Raw genomic sequence first — 14585 nt, 5'->3', positions numbered from 1 at the left:
CTGGGGAGGAGCGGGCGGCGCGGGGCCGCCCACTCGATCGTTTCTTAGTGACCCGTATCGACCACGCGGGGGAGCGTCTCGAACTGGTGGAACGGAGGCGGAGAGGACAGGGTCCATTCCAGCGTCGTTGCACCTTCGCCCCACGGGTTGCCGGCAGCCTTCTCCTTGCGGACGAAGGAGTAGATCACGCCGAAGATGAAGATGAAGAGGCCGGCGAAGAAGATGTAGGCGCCGATCGACGACACGTAGTTCCAGCCCGCGAAGGCATCCGGATAATCCGCGTAGCGGCGCGGCATGCCGGAGAGGCCGAGGAAGTGCATCGGGAAGAACAGCACGTTGGAGCCGATGAAGGCGACCCAGAAGTGCAGCTTGCCGATCCATTCGGGCATCACGTAGCCGGTGATCTTCGGGAACCAGTAGTACATGGCCGCGAAGATCACGAAGACCGCGCCGAGCGACAGCACGTAGTGGAAGTGGGCCACCACGTAGTAGGTGTCGTGCATGTAGCGGTCGACGGGAGCGTTCGCGAGCACGACGCCGGTGACGCCGCCGACCGTGAACAGGAACACGAAGCCCACCGCCCATTGCATGGCTGCCGTGAAGCGGATGGAGCCGCCCCACATGGTGGCGATCCACGAGAAGATCTTCACGCCGGTGGGAACCGCGATCACCATCGTGGCGAACACGAAATAGGCCTGGGTCTGGAGCGAGAGGCCGACCGTGTACATGTGGTGCGCCCACACGATGAAGCCGACCACGCCGATCGCCACCATGGCGTAGGCCATGCCGAGATAGCCGAAGATCGGCTTCCGGGAGAAGGTGGAGATGATGTGGGACACGATGCCGAAGGCCGGCAGGATCATGATGTACACTTCGGGGTGGCCGAAGAACCAGAACAGGTGCTGATAGAGCACCGGGTCGCCGCCGCCCGACGGATCGAAGAAGGTCGTGCCGAAGTTACGGTCCGTCAGCAGCATCGTGATCGCGCCCGCGAGAACCGGCAGCGACAGGAGCAGCAGGAACGCGGTGACGAGCATCGCCCAGGCGAAGAGCGGCATCTTGTGCAGCGTCATGCCGGGAGCGCGCATGTTCAGGATCGTCGTGATGAAGTTGATCGCGCCGAGGATCGAGGCCGCGCCGGCGAGGTGCAGGGCCAGGATGCCGAAGTCGAGCGCCGGGCCGGGATGGCCCGCGGTCGAGAGCGGCGGATAGACGGTCCAGCCGCCGCCGAAGCCGAGCGAGCCCGGAGCGCCCTCGACGAAGAGCGAGCAGAGCATCAGGGCGAAGGCCGAAACGGTAAGCCAGAACGAGATGTTGTTCATCCGCGGGAAGGCCATGTCCGGCGCGCCGATCATGATCGGGATGAACCAGTTGCCGAAGCCGCCGATCAGGGTGGGCATCACCATGAAGAACACCATGATGAGGCCGTGGCCGGTCACGAAGACGTTGAAGGCCTGCGGATTCGAGAAGAACTGGAGGCCCGGCTCCTGGAGTTCGAGACGCATCCCGATGGAGAGCAGGCCGCCGACGATGCCCGCCGTGAAGCCGAAGATGAGGTAGAGCGTTCCGATATCCTTGTGGTTCGTGGAGTAGAACCACCGGCGCCAGAAGCTCGGAAGGTGATCGTGGTGATCCGCGTGAGCGGCATCAGCTGCATGTGCCATGATGAGACCTCTGTGGCCTTGTCCAGATTACTGAGCGGTCGCGAGCTTGAGCGGGGCCGAGCCCTCGGTGGAAGCATAACGCTTCTTCGCCTCGGTCAGCCAAGCGGCATATTGCTGCTCGCTCACGACGCGGATTTCGATGGGCATGTAGGGGTGGCCGTTGCCGCAGAGCTCGGAGCACTGACCGTAATACACGCCCTCCCTGTCGGCCTTGAACCAGTACTCGTTCAGGCGGCCGGGAATGGCATCGATCTTCACCGCGAAGGAGGGAACCGCGAAGGAGTGGATGACGTCGGCGGAGGTCACCTGGACCAGGACGGTCTTGCCTACCGGAACGACCATCGCGTTGTCCACGCCCAGCAGGCGCGGCTGGTCGGGCTTCCGGTCCTTGGCTTCGGTGATCATGTTCGAATCGAACTTGAAGCCGCCGTTTTGGTCGGCCGGGTACTCGTAGCCCCAATACCAGGAATAGCCGGTCACCTTCACCACCAGGTCGGCCTGCGGCGGCACGAGCTGCTGGCGCAGGAGGCGGAAGGAGGGGATCGCGATCGCCACGAGGATCAGGACCGGGATGATGGTCCAGGCGACCTCGAGGAGGGTGTGGTGGGTGGTCTTGGAGGGGACCGGGTTCTTCTTCTCGTTGAAGCGGGCGACGACCACCAGGAGCAGGGCCAGCACGAAAAGGCAGATGCCGGTGATCAGCCAGACGAGATAGGTGTGGAAGTTGGACACGCCATGGGCCAACTCGGTCACCATTTCCTGCATGCCGGTTTCCCAGGGGGAGGGCTGACCGACACCGGCCCACGCCTCACTTATGCCCAACACAAGTGCGACCGCTGCCGTGGAGAGGGCGGTCACCGATCGACGTTCATTCTCGATCCGCATCGGCGTTCCAAAGCTCCTAAAGATGTGATGGCCGGGGGCCATGAAAGCATCGGGGAAGGCGCGGGCGCACGAAAAGCGGCGCCCGGCTTGCGCCATCACCTTTGATCTGCGTCAAAGATCACAGGATCGACTGAAGCGCAACGGTTCAGTCGCCTCAATTTATGCGTCATAACCGCCAAAACGCGTTTCGGGGCCCGAAAGCGGCCCTCTCGCTTGACATCGCGCCCCCTGCCATGGTCCCAACGGGCCAACGATGGATCGGAGCGGCGGCGCGCCGCGACTCCCTCCGCAGGGTTAACGAATGGAGAAACCGATGGGCGCATCGCAGTGGGTTCGCCGTGGCGTGGCCGCATTCCTGGGGCTGTCCGCCCTGTTCGGGGCCAGCGGCGCCGGCGCTCAGGGCATGGTCAAGAACACGTTCGGCGACTGGCAGATGCGGTGCGAGATCCCGGCCGGCGCTACGGCGGAGCAATGCGCCCTCGTGCAGAACGTTGTCGCCGAGGACCGACCGAACGTCACCCTCGTCATTATCATGTTGAAAACCGCCGACGGCAAAAGCCGCCTCCTGCGCGTCGTTGCGCCGCTGGGTATTCTGCTGCCCTCGGGCCTGGGCCTCAAGATCGACCAGACGGATATCGGCCGGGCGGGATTCGTCCGCTGCCTGGCCTCCGGGTGCGTCGCCGAGGTCGTGATGGAGGACAGCCTGGTCGAGCAGATGAAGACCGGCCGCTCGGCCACCTTCATCGTCTTCCAGACGCCGGAGGAGGGGATCGGGATTCCCGTGTCCCTGAACGGGTTCGCGGCTGGGTTCGATGCCCTTCCGTAAGATGTAAAGACAAGGGTGGGGGACACCATGACGAATGGATGGGGCCGGAAGGCCGGATGGTCGCTCGCAGCGCTGGGCCTGACGGCCCTGACGGCCTGCGGAGCGCCGGGAGAAGGCGGGTTCGGCGTAGGCGACATGCTGCTCACGGCGGGAACAACCCAGGCGCCGCCCCAGGCTGCGGAGATCCGGGACGTCTATTGCCCGACCGTCGACGTGGTGGACGGCGGCGCGGCCCTCCAGGTCCGGGGCGGGGGCGAGGGCGCCTCCATCCGCAGCCAGGTCTCCTTGAGCGACGTCGCCCGCGAATGCATCGGCCAGACGGACGGCTCGACCGTCGTCAAGGTCGGCGTCGAGGCCCGGGCGCTCCTGGGTGTCGGCGGTTCCGCCGGCCGCTATGACGTGCCGGTCCAGATCGTGGTCCGGGATGGCTCGACCGTCTTCGCCAACCGCTCCCGCCGGGCTGCGGCGGCGATCCCGGCCGGCCAGACCCAGACGACCGTCTCGGTGATCGAGGACGGAATCGTGGTTCCCGCCGCCAGCGCCAACAGCTTCAAGATCGAGGTCGGCCTCGGAGGCCGCGCCCCCGCCGGCCGTCGCGGCTAACGCCGCGAAGGCCGCGTGGCCGATCAATTTGGCCGATCAATAGAGAGCGGCTGCGCCCGCTCTCTGGTTCAACGGAATGGCCAGCACCTTGTCGATCCGGCGCTCGTCGAGATCGATGACCTCGAAGCGCCAGCCGAAGGTTTCCACGTGCTCGCCCGTCGTCGGCAGGTGCTGAAGCTCGCTGATCACGAGACCGCCCACCGTGTGGTAGCTGCGGGCCTCCGGCAGCGTGACCCCGAGAACCTCGGCCATTTCGTCCACGGGCATGGACCCCGCAAGCAGCCATGAGCCGTCCTCGCGCCGGACCGCATCGGGTTCGGGCGCTTCGCCGTCGGAGCGGAAGGCGCCGACGATCGCCTCCAGGGCGTCCGCCGGGGTCACAACCCCCTCGAAATGGCCGTACTCGTCATGGACGAGGGCCATGGGCACCTCCGAGTCCCTGAGGATCGCCAGGGCGTCCAGGGCGTAGAGCGTGTCCGGAATGACGGGCGCGCGCAGCACGTGCTTGCGGATGTCGAGGGGCTGGCCCGACAGCATGGCCGCCAGGAGCTCCCGCGAGTGGACGACGCCGATCACGTTGTCGGGCGTGGTCTCGCTGACCGGCAGGCGCGAATGCGAGGTTTCGATCAGCGCCTGGCGGATCGCCTCATGGTCGTCGTCCAGGTCGATCCAGTCCACGTCCGTGCGGGGCGTCATGAGCCCGCGCACCGTCCGGTCGCCGAGGCGGAGCACGCCCGAAATCATGCGCCGCTCCTCCTCCTCGATCACGCCGGCGCTCTCGGCCTCGCCGACGAGCATCTTGATCTCCTCCTCGGTGACGGTCGAACCGTCGTCCGACTTCGTCCCGAAGAGGCGGAAGATCATCCCCGTGGAAGCGTTGAGCAGCCACACGGCGGGGCCGGCGACCTTGGACAAGACGAGCATCATCGGCGCCATCGTGCAGGCGATGCCCTCCGGATGGCGCAGCGCGAGCTGCTTGGGCACGAGCTCGCCGATGACAATGGAGAGATAGGTGATCACGCCGATCACGAGACCGTAGCCGAGGGGCTGGGCGGCCCCCTCCGGCATGCCCTGGGCCAGGAAGAACTGGGTCAGCCGGTCGCCCAGGGCCGCGCCCGAGAAGGCACCGGCCAGGATGCCGACGAGGGTGATGCCGATCTGGACCGTGGACAGGAAGCGCCCCGAATCCTCCATGAGGGTCAGGGCCGTGTTGGCTCCGGAGCGGCCCTGCTCGGCCATGGCCTTGAGGCGGGGCCGCCGGGCGGAGACGATAGCGAGTTCCGAAAGAGCGAAGACGCCGTTCAGGGCGACGAGAGCAAGAGCGATGATCAGTTCGAGCAACGAATTCAGGAGCTGCTGACCGGATCGGGCCGCGCTTCTCCCCTTCTGTGACAGGTGGCCCTAAAATGGAGCCTGGAGGAGGCCGCGTCAATTAAAGGGTGAACAGGGATGCCCTGATTTGTTGACAGGACCGCATTTCCTCTTCAGAGCTTAATCCCAGCCGATGATCCCCGCGGAAGAGACCGGACTTCTTCTCAAGTCCGGCGCCGAAGGCGCAACCGCCCCGGAAACGCTCAGGCCAAAGGACCGCGCGGGAGCTGGCACTCTGGAAAGCGGCGACGTTTCGAGAAATGTCGCCCACCGACGGGCGTAACCTGGGCGCTTCATGGCGCGAAAGGGAAATCTCTCAGGTCTCGGGACAGAGGGGGCGCAAAGCAACGGGCCGCAAGGCTCGATGGAACGCGCACCTTTGAGGGATACCAATGGCCGAGCCTGCCCATAGCGACGAGCCGCTCCTGAAAACCCCGCTTCATGCCGAGCATGTGGCCCTTGGCGCCCGGATGGTGCCCTTCGCGGGCTACGACATGCCGGTCCAGTATCCCTCCGGCATCCTGACCGAGCACAACTGGACCCGCGAGCATGCGGGCCTGTTCGACGTGTCGCATATGGGCCAGGCTTTCCTCTTCGCAGAGGACAAGAGCCACGAGACGGTGGCCAGGGCGCTCGAGGCACTGATCCCGGCGGATGTGCAGGGCCTCAAGCCGAACCAGCAGCGCTACTCGCAGCTGCTCTCCGAGGACGGCGGCATCCTCGACGACCTGATGGTCACCCGCGTCGGAGCGCCTGGCCATGAGGGCTGGCTCTATCTCGTCGTGAACGCCTCCATGAAGGAGGCGGATTATGCTCATATCGAGGCCCGCCTGCCGAAGGGCGTCGCGTTGCGGCGCAAGGACGATCTGGGCCTGATGGCCCTGCAGGGGCCGTCCGCCGAAGCCGTGCTGGCCAAGCTCGCGCCGGAGGCGGCAGCTCTTGCCTTCATGATGTCCGCGGATGTGCAGATCGGCGGAATCTGGTGCCATGTCTCCCGCTCCGGCTACACCGGCGAGGACGGGTTCGAGCTTTCCTGTCACGGCAAGGATGCGCCTACGCTCTGGAACAAGCTTCTGGCCGATCCCGAAGTGAAGCCCATCGGCCTCGGCGCCCGCGATTCGCTGCGCCTCGAAGCGGGCCTGTGCCTCTACGGTCACGATATCGACACCACCACCTCGCCCATCGAGGCGGGCCTGATCTGGTCGATCCAGAAGCGCCGCCGCGAGGAGGGAGGCTTCCCCGGCGCCGCACGCGTTCAGCGCGAGATCAAGGACGGTCCCGCCCGCGTGCGTGTCGGCCTCAAGCCTGAGGGCCGTGCTCCGGCCCGCGAGGGCACGATCATCACCACGCCCGACGGCCGCGAGGTCGGCATCGTGACCTCCGGCGGCTTCGGCCCCACGGTCAATGGCCCGGTCGCCATGGGCTACGTCGCCAAGGACGTGTCCGCCATCGGCACGGATCTTCATCTCGTCGTTCGCGGCAAGCCGCTGCCCGCCAAGGTCGCGGCCATGCCGTTCGCACCGCATCGCTACAAGCGCTAATCTTAAGGGGAAGCAATCATGACCACGCGTTACACCAAGGATCACGAATATATCCGCGTCGAAGGCGATGCCGGTATCGTCGGCATTTCCGACTACGCTCAGAGCCAGCTGGGCGACGTCGTCTTCGTGGAACTGCCGAGCGTCGGCAAGTCTCTCTCGAAGGGCGATGAAGCAGCCGTCGTCGAGAGCGTGAAGGCTGCGAGCGAAGTCTACGCTCCGGTCTCCGGCGAGGTCGTCGAGGTCAACAGCGACCTCGAAGCCGCCCCCGGCACGGTCAACGAGGATCCCGCCGGCCGCGGCTGGTTCCTGAAGCTCCGCCTCACGAATCCGAGCGAGCTCGACGGCCTCATGACCGAAGAGCAGTACCAGGAATTCGTGAAGTCGATTTCCTAAGGAAGGGCACTTCGATGGCGCACGAATATACGGCCACGGTTCTGTGGACGCGCGGAGAGGGCGAGGCCTTCTCCGACAACAAGTACAGCCGCGGACATCGATGGTCGTTCGACGGCGGCATCGAATTCATGGGCTCGGCATCGCCTTCCGTGGTGCCGCTTCCCTTATCCCGCGAAGATGCGGTGGATCCCGAGGAAGCCTTCGTTGCGGCAGCGTCGAGCTGCCACATGCTGACCTTCCTCTCGATCGCCGCCAAGAAGCGCTTCGTGATCGACTCCTACAAGGACAAGGCTCTCGGCGTGATGACGCCGAACCAAGAGGGCAAGCTCTTCGTCTCCAGGATCACGCTCGATCCGGTGATCGAATTTTCGGGCGACAGGATCCCCAGCCCTGAGCAGATCGCCGAGATGCATCACCTCGCCCACAAGGAGTGCTTCATCGCCAACTCCGTTCTCACGGAGATCGTGGTGAAGGGCATTCCCTCGCACTAACCCAAGGTTTTCAGCCGATGCGTTATTTGCCTCTCTCCGACACCGACCGCAGCGAGATGCTCGCGCGCATCGGTGTCAAGAATGTCGACGAGTTGTTCGCCGACGTGCCGAAGAACCTGCTCCTGAAGGAACCGGTCGACCTGCCGCGCCGCAAGGGCGAGCTGGAGGTCGAACGTATCCTCTCCCGCATGTCGTCCAGGAACGTCACGGCTTCATCTGTGCCGTTCTTCGTGGGCGCGGGCGCCTACAAGCACCATGTGCCGGCCACCGTCGATCACCTGATCCAGCGCTCCGAGTTTCTGACAAGCTATACGCCGTATCAGCCGGAGATCGCTCAGGGCACGCTGCAATACCTGTTCGAGTTCCAGACGCAGGTCGCCGCGCTCACCGGCATGGAGGTGGCGAACGCCTCCATGTATGACGGCTCTACCGGCACGGGCGAGGCGGTGCTAATGGCGCATCGTGTCACCAAGCGCCGCAAGGCCGTGCTCTCCGGCGGCCTGCATCCGCATTACGCCGAAGTGGTGCGCACGCTCTCCGACATGGCGAGCGATGCTGTCGTCACCATGAAGCCGGACGTGGCGGGCAACGAGGACATCCTCTCGCAGATCGACGACGAGACCTCCTGTGTGGTCGTGCAGTCGCCGGACGTGTTCGGCAACCTGCGCGATCTGAGGCCCATCGCTGAGAAGGCGCACAAGCATGGTGCGCTGCTGATCGCCGTGTTCACGGAAGTGGTGTCGCTCGGTCTCGTCGCGTCTCCCGGCAGCCAGGGCGCCGACATCGTCGTCGGCGAGGGCCAGTCCATCGGCAACGCGCTGAATTTCGGTGGCCCCTATGTGGGCCTTTTCGCCACGCAGTCGAAGTTCATCCGCCAGATGCCGGGCCGCCTCTGCGGCGAGACGGTGGATGCGGACGGCAATCGCGGTTTCGTGCTCACGCTCTCGACCCGCGAGCAGCATATCCGCCGCGACAAGGCAACCTCGAACATCTGCACCAATTCGGGGCTTTGCGCGCTCGCCTTCACCATTCACATGACGCTGCTTGGCGAGGCAGGCCTGAAGCGCCTTGCCCGCGTGAACCATGCGAACGCGATCAAGCTCGCCGATCTTTTGGCAGGGGTGAAGGGCGTCGAGGTTCTCAACAAGTCCTTCTTCAACGAGTTCACCGTGAAGCTGTCAAAGCCCGCGGCTGAAGTCGTCGAAGCGCTCGCCAGGAAGGGCGTGCTCGCGGGCGTGCCCGTCTCGCGCCTGCTGCCCGGCGCCGACCTGGAAAACCTGCTTCTCGTGGCCTCCACCGAAGTGAACACCGATGATGATCGCGCGGCCTTCGTCGCCGCCTTGAAGGAGGTTCTGTGATGTTGAACCGTCAGGGACGTCCCACCGCCGCCGGAGAAGCCGGCACCCAGGCGCATCCGACCTTCACCGGCAACAAGGCGCTGGCGCAGATCGAGCCTCTGCTCTTCGAGATCGGCCGTCATGACACGACGGGCGTCGACATCGACGAGCCGGAAGCCTTCACGCCGCGCCTCGGCGGGCTGGAGCGCAAGGAGGCCATCGGCCTGCCGGGTCTCTCCGAGCCCGAGACCATGCGCCATTATGTGCGCCTGTCTCAGATGAACTACGGCATCGATACGGGCCTCTTCCCCCTCGGCTCCTGCACCATGAAGCACAATGCGCGTCTGAATGAGCGCATGGCGCGTCTGCCGGGTTTCTCGGACGTGCATCCGCTCCAGCCGGTCTCGACCGTGCAGGGCGCACTGGAACTCATGAGCGAGCTCGGGCGCTATCTGATGACGCTCACCAACATGAAGGCCGTGGCGCTCTCGCCGAAGGCCGGCGCGCATGGCGAGCTCTGCGGCATGATGGCGATCAAGGCCGCCATCGAGGCGAAAGGCGAGGGCAAGACGCGCAACGTGGTGCTCGTGCCCGATTCCGCGCATGGCACGAATCCTGCGACCGCGGCGCTGATCGGCTTCGTGGTGAAGCCGGTTCCGGCCCGTGACGACGGCTCCGTGCATGTGGAGGACGTGAAGAAGCTTCTCGGCCCCGATGTCGCCGCGATCATGCTCACGAATCCCAATACCTGCGGTCTCTTCGAGCCGCAGGTGGTGGAGATCGCCAAGGCGATCCACGATGTGGGCGCTTACTTCTATTGCGACGGCGCGAACTTCAACGCCATCGTGGGCAAGGCGAAGCCGGGCGATCTCGGCGTCGACGCCATGCACATCAACCTGCACAAGACCTTCTCGACGCCGCATGGCGGCGGCGGCCCGGGCTCCGGCCCCGTGGTGCTCTCCGAGCGCCTCGCGCCCTTCGCGCCCGTGCCGTTCGTGCGCGCGGGCAAGAACGGGTTCGAGCTGGTGGAGCAGGCCTCCGACACGGACGAGAAGCCTTTCGGCCGCATGACAGCGTTCCACGGCCAGATGGGCATGTATGTGCGCGCGCTCTCCTACATGCTCTCGCATGGCTCGGACGGCATGAAGCAGGCCTCGGAAGACGCCGTGCTCAACGCCAACTATATCCGCGCGGGCCTGTCCGACCTCATGTCGCTGCCCTTCGGCAACAAGCCGTGCATGCACGAGGTGCTGTTCGACGATGCGTGGCTGAAGGATACGGGCGTGACCACGCTCGATATCGCGAAGGCCATGATCGACGAGGGCTATCACCCGATGACCATGTACTTCCCGCTGGTGGTGCACGGTGCGATGCTGATCGAGCCGACGGAATCCGAATCGAAGGCGTCGCTCGACCTCTTCATCGCGACTCTGCGCGATCTCGCCATGGCCGCGAAGACGGGCAACGACAAGGAGCGCTTCACCGGCGCCCCACATCATGCCCCGCGCCGCCGCCTGGACGAAACCCGCGCCGCCCGCAACCCGATCCTGAAATGGACGCCGCCGTCGCCGGTGGCCGAGGCTGCAGAGTAGGGCTCGCACTTCTCACGGCTTGAGCTGGAACTCGACTGATATAAAGTGGCGCCATGACCATCATGGCGCCACTTGGTTATGAGCTTGCCGCAGGCATTCCGAGCGTCGACGATTATGTTCGTCTGCGCGTCGCCGCCGGATTGGGCGGGCGCACGCAGGAAGCGGCTGCGGCGGGATTGCCGAATACGTGGTTCGGCGTTCTCGTGGCGCACCAGAAAGAGGTCGTCGGCATGGGGCGCATCATCGGCGACGGTGGGTGCTTCTTCCAGATCGTGGATATGGCGGTCGATCCAAGGCACCAGGGCAAGGGCTTGGGTCAGTGCATCATGCGCGCGCTTGTGGAGCATCTGAAGGCGCACGCGCCGGACAGCGCCTATATCAGCCTGATCGCCGTGCGGCGGGCGCAGAGCCTCTATGAGCGGTTCGGCTTCAGGCCGACGCGGGGCTTGGGCATGTCGCTCGATCTGAGCTGACCCGACAGGCGGCGCCGCTCAACCGATGCTCTTCACGACGTGCGGTAAATCCGCCATCCGCCCGATGATCGTGGACGCTCCCGCCTGCCGGAGCTTCTCCGCATGGTCGGGGCCGCAATGCCCGCCGCCCGTGAAGCCGATCACGCGCATTCCGGCGGCAATCGCTCCCTGCACGCCTGCAGGCGAATCCTCGATCACGATGCATTCATCGCTTGGCCGGCCCATGCGGCTCGCCGCATGGAGAAACAGATCGGGAGCGGGTTTCCCGCGTGCGACCTGCGTCGCGCTGAAGACGTGCTCGAACAGGTCGTCGAGGCCGGTGACGCGCAGCGACAACGCGATTCGGGCGGGCGTGGAGGAGGATGCGACGCAGCGGGAATGGGGGAGGGCCAGAATGGCCGCTCGCACGTCCTCGATGGGCTGCAACTCCGCCTCGAAGCGGGCGAACAGAACCTTGTCCATTCGCTCGCCGAAATCCGCAGGAAGGGCGCGGCGGTGCTCGGCCTCGATTTGCGCCACCATGTCCTTGAAGCTCACCCCGACGAACTGGCGCTTGATCGCGTCAACGGTATAGGGAAATCCCAGTCCGGTCAGAAGGTCCGCATCGACCTGGCAGGCGAGCGCCTCGGAATCCACCAGGACACCGTCGCAATCGAAGATCAAGAGCATGGCGTTCTCCAGCAAAAAGGCCGCCTCGGAGGGCGGCCTTTGAATCGTTGTCGACGTCAGGAAGCTTACTGAAGATTCTTGCGCACGTCGCTGAGGCTGGCGCTGACGAGCGAGGCGGCGGTCGGGCCGGTGATCTGCTCGCGCAGAACGCGCTCGGAGGCCTTGATCGCGACGTCGACGGCGGCGGCGCGGACCTCTGCGGAAGCCTGAGCCTCGGCCTGGGCGATCTTCGCCTCGGCGGAGGCGGTGCGGCGCTTCACGAAGTCGGCCATCTTCTCCTGCGCTTCGCGGGCGAGGCGCTCGGCCTCCTCGCGGGCGGTGGAGACGATGTCGGCGGCTTCACGCTCGGCGGCGGCGCGCTTCGCCTCGTATTCCTTGAGGAGCTTCTCGGCGTCCTCGCGCAGGCGCTTGGCCTCGGCGAGTTCGTCGGCGATGCGCTTCCCGCGGCTGTCGAGCTGCTTCGCGACGTTGCCGGGCACCCCGTAATAGACGAGAACGCCGATGAAGATGGCAAGGGCGACGGCGACCCAGAAGGTTGGATTGGCCAGCATGGGGCTCTCCTTACGCCTTGGTCTGATCGAGGGCGGCTTCGACCACCTGCGGGGCAGGGGCCTTGCCGGTCAGCCGTTCGACGATGGCCGTCGCCGTCTCGGCGGCGATGCCGCGGACATGGCCCATGGCCTCGGTCTTCTTGGCCGCGATGGTGGCCTCGGCTTCGGCGAGACGCTTGTTGAGGTCGGCTTCGAGCGCCTTGCGCTTGGCGTCGCTCTCGGCGGCGAGCTTGGCGCGGGTCTCCTGAGCGAGAGCCTGCGCACGGCCCTTGGCTTCGGCCAGTGCCTTTTCATAAGCCGAGCCCGCTTCTTCCGCGCGGGTCTTCATGGCGGCGGCCTCGTCGAGATCCTTCGCGATCAGGGCGCGGCGGTTCTCGATGATGCCGGAAAGACGCGGCAGGACGAGCTTGGAAAGAAGGGTGTAGAGCACCACGAAGGTGATCGCGAGCCAGATGATCTGGCCGGCGAAGGTTTCCGTCGCGAAGGGCGGAAAGGTGGCATCCGCAGCGTGGGCGCCGCCGTGCGCTTCCGTACCAGCCTGGGTGGTCTGAGCCTGAGCCATGGATATGGTCCTGGAATGTGTAAATGACGGCGGTCGGGCCGCCGTCACTGTCTCAAGCAAGGCGCGGCATGCGCCTTGCTCTCCCGATCACCGAATGACGTGGATTAGGTGAACAGCAGGAGAAGGGCGACGACGAGGCAGAAGATGCCGAGACCTTCCGCGAGCGCCGCACCGATGAACGCGCGAGCGAACTGGCCGTCGGCAGCCGACGGGTTGCGCAGGGCGCCCGAGAGGAAGTTGCCGAAGATGTTGCCGACGCCGAGAGCGGCGAGGCCCATGCCGAAGCAGGCCAGGCCCGCGCCGAGGTACTTGAAAGCGATAGGATCCATCGTGATCTCCTAGGTGATGATCGGGAGAGAGAAAGGACGACGCCGAGCCTTAGTGTCCCGGATGCAGGGCGTCGTTGAGGTAGATGCAGGTCAACACCGTGAAGACGTAGGCCTGCAACGCGGCGACGAGGAACTCGAGCGCCGTAAGACCAACCGCCATGAGAAGCGGAAGAGGGGAAAGGAGCGCGATGCCGATCCCGGCGGTGCCGAGGGAAACGACGAAGCCGCCGAACACCTTCAGGGCGATGTGGCCCGCGAGCATGTTGGCGAAAAGACGCAAGGACAGCGAGATCGGGCGGGACAGGAAGGAGATGATCTCGATGACGGTGATGAAGGGCAGGAGCCAGCCCGGCACGCCCGACGGCGTGAACAGGTGCAGGAAGTGCAGGCCGTGCGCCACGAAGCCGTAAATGATGACGGTGCCGATCACCAGGAACGCGAGCGCGAAGGTCACGACGATCTGGCTGGTGACGGTGAAGAAGCCGGGGATCATGCCGAGCAGGTTGGCTGTGAGCACGAACATGAAGAGCGAGAACACGAAGGGGAAGAACTTCATTCCCTCGCGGCCGGTCGTATCCGTGAGCGTGGTGGCCACGAAATCGTGCAGGATTTCAGCGACCGACTGGGCGCGGCCCGGCACCAGCGCGCGCTTGCGCGTGGCGTAGAGCAGGCCGCCGACGATGAGGCCCGCGGCGCCGATCATGAACAGCGACGAATTGGTGAAATTGATGATCGGAATAATGGGCTTGACCTGGAATTGCTCGATCGGGCTCGCCATGATCCGCTCTCAAACTCGCTGTTGTTCGCTGCCTGTCTGCTCTTCAAAGGTCAGGCGTCACTTTTTGTCGTCATACCGGGCCGGCTTGATCGTGCCGGACGCTCTCAGAAGGTTGAGCATGCCGGCGCAGAAGCCGAGGATGAGACAAATTATGAGTCCCCAAGGAGAGATGCCGAACAGGCGATCGACGAGCCATCCTACGATCCCGCCGGCGATGACCCCTGAAACGAATTCGGCCGAATAGCGAAACGCCTGGCCGATTGCACTGGAGTCGGTCTTAGAGCGGGGACGGGGCTCTGCTTCTGCCCGTTGCGCGGATGCTTGAGAGATCCGTGCATCGAGAGATTTCAGCCTCGCCGATAGGTTGGCGTCATCGGTGCTGTCCGGTTTCCGCTCATTCTCGCCGTTCCGCTCGTGAGGGTCCGCCATTGCGATCTCCTGAAAAGCGTTGCGGGAAAAGTGCTTGGAAGCCTGGCCCCGAAAGCCGGGCGCAACATATGAGCGGGGGTCCCCCCTGTCA

General features: G+C 65.1%; 17 protein-coding genes and 1 riboswitch. Of the genes, 8 read left to right on the top strand and 9 right to left on the bottom strand.

The features are described 5' to 3' along the window. Positions 1-44 precede the first annotated feature (44 nt). The gene (ctaD, locus tag L879_RS0105705) at positions 45-1664 is read right to left on the bottom strand and encodes a cytochrome c oxidase subunit I (RefSeq protein WP_027315259.1); all 1620 of its coding nucleotides are present in this window, start codon (positions 1662-1664) and stop codon (positions 45-47) included. Positions 1665-1691: 27 nt separating this feature from the next. Next, positions 1692-2549, bottom strand: coding sequence for a cytochrome c oxidase subunit II (gene coxB, locus L879_RS0105700; RefSeq protein ID WP_027315258.1), 858 nt, complete (start codon positions 2547-2549; stop codon positions 1692-1694). Positions 2550-2862: 313 nt separating this feature from the next. Between coxB and L879_RS0105695 the strand changes: the two genes are divergently transcribed. Together L879_RS0105695 and L879_RS20595 are read left to right on the top strand one after the other, a co-directional pair. Next, complete coding sequence (locus tag L879_RS0105695; RefSeq protein ID WP_027315257.1) at positions 2863-3375, top strand: invasion associated locus B family protein; 513 nt, start codon at positions 2863-2865, stop codon at positions 3373-3375. Between the two features lie 27 nt (positions 3376-3402). Further along, positions 3403-3978 carry a hypothetical protein gene (locus tag L879_RS20595; RefSeq protein ID WP_051435083.1) on the top strand — a complete coding sequence of 192 codons (576 nt, stop codon included), beginning with the start codon at positions 3403-3405 and terminating at the stop codon, positions 3976-3978. 36 nt (positions 3979-4014) lie between these two features. On the opposite strand, the gene L879_RS0105685 is transcribed toward L879_RS20595, so the two are convergent. Beyond that, a complete protein-coding gene (locus L879_RS0105685; protein ID WP_035458789.1) occupies positions 4015-5319 on the bottom strand; it encodes a hemolysin family protein in 1305 nt (434 codons plus the stop codon). A gap of 163 nt (positions 5320-5482) precedes the next feature. After that, positions 5483-5578, top strand: a riboswitch (glycine riboswitch). A gap of 163 nt (positions 5579-5741) precedes the next feature. On the opposite strand from L879_RS0105685, the gene gcvT reads away from it, so the two are divergent. The 6 genes from gcvT to L879_RS0105655 all read left to right on the top strand — a co-directional run bounded on the left by gcvT (position 5742) and on the right by L879_RS0105655 (position 11176). Further along, positions 5742-6890 (top strand): glycine cleavage system aminomethyltransferase GcvT, encoded by a 1149-nt coding sequence (gene gcvT, locus L879_RS0105680; protein ID WP_027315255.1) that lies wholly within the window; start codon positions 5742-5744, stop codon positions 6888-6890. Between the two features lie 18 nt (positions 6891-6908). Continuing rightward, a complete protein-coding gene (gene gcvH / locus L879_RS0105675; protein WP_027315254.1) occupies positions 6909-7283 on the top strand; it encodes a glycine cleavage system protein GcvH in 375 nt (124 codons plus the stop codon). Positions 7284-7297: 14 nt separating this feature from the next. Next, positions 7298-7774, top strand: coding sequence for an OsmC family protein (locus tag L879_RS0105670; RefSeq protein ID WP_027315253.1), 477 nt, complete (start codon positions 7298-7300; stop codon positions 7772-7774). Positions 7775-7791: 17 nt separating this feature from the next. Continuing rightward, positions 7792-9132 carry an aminomethyl-transferring glycine dehydrogenase subunit GcvPA gene (gene gcvPA, locus L879_RS0105665; RefSeq protein ID WP_027315252.1) on the top strand — a complete coding sequence of 447 codons (1341 nt, stop codon included), beginning with the start codon at positions 7792-7794 and terminating at the stop codon, positions 9130-9132. Further along, positions 9132-10703: an aminomethyl-transferring glycine dehydrogenase subunit GcvPB gene (gene gcvPB / locus L879_RS0105660; RefSeq protein ID WP_027315251.1), complete on the top strand. Its 1572-nt coding sequence runs from the start codon at positions 9132-9134 to the stop codon at positions 10701-10703. The genes gcvPA and gcvPB overlap by 1 nt, the downstream gene beginning before the upstream one ends. A 62-nt stretch (positions 10704-10765) precedes the next feature. Next, positions 10766-11176 (top strand): GNAT family N-acetyltransferase, encoded by a 411-nt coding sequence (locus L879_RS0105655; protein ID WP_027315250.1) that lies wholly within the window; start codon positions 10766-10768, stop codon positions 11174-11176. Between the two features lie 18 nt (positions 11177-11194). On the opposite strand, the gene L879_RS0105650 is transcribed toward L879_RS0105655, so the two are convergent. From L879_RS0105650 to L879_RS0105625, 6 genes are all read right to left on the bottom strand, one after another. After that, positions 11195-11845 carry an HAD family hydrolase gene (locus L879_RS0105650; protein WP_027315249.1) on the bottom strand — a complete coding sequence of 217 codons (651 nt, stop codon included), beginning with the start codon at positions 11843-11845 and terminating at the stop codon, positions 11195-11197. A 65-nt stretch (positions 11846-11910) separates the two neighbouring features. Further along, positions 11911-12393, bottom strand: coding sequence for a F0F1 ATP synthase subunit B family protein (locus tag L879_RS0105645; protein WP_183501354.1), 483 nt, complete (start codon positions 12391-12393; stop codon positions 11911-11913). Positions 12394-12406: 13 nt separating this feature from the next. Beyond that, entirely contained in the window at positions 12407-12958 is a 552-nt protein-coding gene (locus tag L879_RS0105640; RefSeq protein ID WP_027315247.1) for a F0F1 ATP synthase subunit B family protein, read from the bottom strand. A gap of 104 nt (positions 12959-13062) precedes the next feature. Further along, entirely contained in the window at positions 13063-13287 is a 225-nt protein-coding gene (locus L879_RS0105635) for a F0F1 ATP synthase subunit C (protein WP_027315246.1), read from the bottom strand. A 49-nt stretch (positions 13288-13336) separates the two neighbouring features. Next, positions 13337-14065, bottom strand: coding sequence for a F0F1 ATP synthase subunit A (locus tag L879_RS0105630; protein WP_027315245.1), 729 nt, complete (start codon positions 14063-14065; stop codon positions 13337-13339). A gap of 57 nt (positions 14066-14122) precedes the next feature. Continuing rightward, positions 14123-14494 (bottom strand): AtpZ/AtpI family protein, encoded by a 372-nt coding sequence (locus L879_RS0105625; RefSeq protein WP_027315244.1) that lies wholly within the window; start codon positions 14492-14494, stop codon positions 14123-14125. Between the last annotated feature and the right edge of the window lie 91 nt (positions 14495-14585).

This window comes from Microvirga flocculans ATCC BAA-817 (assembly GCF_000518665.1).
In the GTDB taxonomy this organism is placed as follows: domain Bacteria; phylum Pseudomonadota; class Alphaproteobacteria; order Rhizobiales; family Beijerinckiaceae; genus Microvirga; species Microvirga flocculans.
This window is presented reverse-complemented; position numbering and strand designations above follow the sequence as displayed.

What these genes read in the sequence shown, in the direction of transcription:
- L879_RS0105635 (WP_027315246.1), bottom strand. Translation starts at nt 13,287, where the DNA reads ATGGATCCTATCGCTTTCAAGTACCTCGGCGCGGGCCTGGCCTGCTTC.
- coxB (WP_027315258.1), bottom strand. Translation starts at nt 2,549, where the DNA reads ATGCGGATCGAGAATGAACGTCGATCGGTGACCGCCCTCTCCACGGCA.
- gcvPB (WP_027315251.1), top strand. Translation starts at nt 9,132, where the DNA reads ATGTTGAACCGTCAGGGACGTCCCACCGCCGCCGGAGAAGCCGGCACC.
- L879_RS0105630 (WP_027315245.1), bottom strand. Translation starts at nt 14,065, where the DNA reads ATGGCGAGCCCGATCGAGCAATTCCAGGTCAAGCCCATTATTCCGATC.
- L879_RS0105650 (WP_027315249.1), bottom strand. Translation starts at nt 11,845, where the DNA reads ATGCTCTTGATCTTCGATTGCGACGGTGTCCTGGTGGATTCCGAGGCG.
- ctaD (WP_027315259.1), bottom strand. Translation starts at nt 1,664, where the DNA reads ATGGCACATGCAGCTGATGCCGCTCACGCGGATCACCACGATCACCTT.
- L879_RS0105640 (WP_027315247.1), bottom strand. Translation starts at nt 12,958, where the DNA reads ATGGCTCAGGCTCAGACCACCCAGGCTGGTACGGAAGCGCACGGCGGC.
- gcvPA (WP_027315252.1), top strand. Translation starts at nt 7,792, where the DNA reads ATGCGTTATTTGCCTCTCTCCGACACCGACCGCAGCGAGATGCTCGCG.
- L879_RS20595 (WP_051435083.1), top strand. Translation starts at nt 3,403, where the DNA reads ATGACGAATGGATGGGGCCGGAAGGCCGGATGGTCGCTCGCAGCGCTG.
- L879_RS0105625 (WP_027315244.1), bottom strand. Translation starts at nt 14,494, where the DNA reads ATGGCGGACCCTCACGAGCGGAACGGCGAGAATGAGCGGAAACCGGAC.
- L879_RS0105695 (WP_027315257.1), top strand. Translation starts at nt 2,863, where the DNA reads ATGGGCGCATCGCAGTGGGTTCGCCGTGGCGTGGCCGCATTCCTGGGG.
- L879_RS0105655 (WP_027315250.1), top strand. Translation starts at nt 10,766, where the DNA reads ATGGCGCCACTTGGTTATGAGCTTGCCGCAGGCATTCCGAGCGTCGAC.
- gcvT (WP_027315255.1), top strand. Translation starts at nt 5,742, where the DNA reads ATGGCCGAGCCTGCCCATAGCGACGAGCCGCTCCTGAAAACCCCGCTT.
- gcvH (WP_027315254.1), top strand. Translation starts at nt 6,909, where the DNA reads ATGACCACGCGTTACACCAAGGATCACGAATATATCCGCGTCGAAGGC.
- L879_RS0105670 (WP_027315253.1), top strand. Translation starts at nt 7,298, where the DNA reads ATGGCGCACGAATATACGGCCACGGTTCTGTGGACGCGCGGAGAGGGC.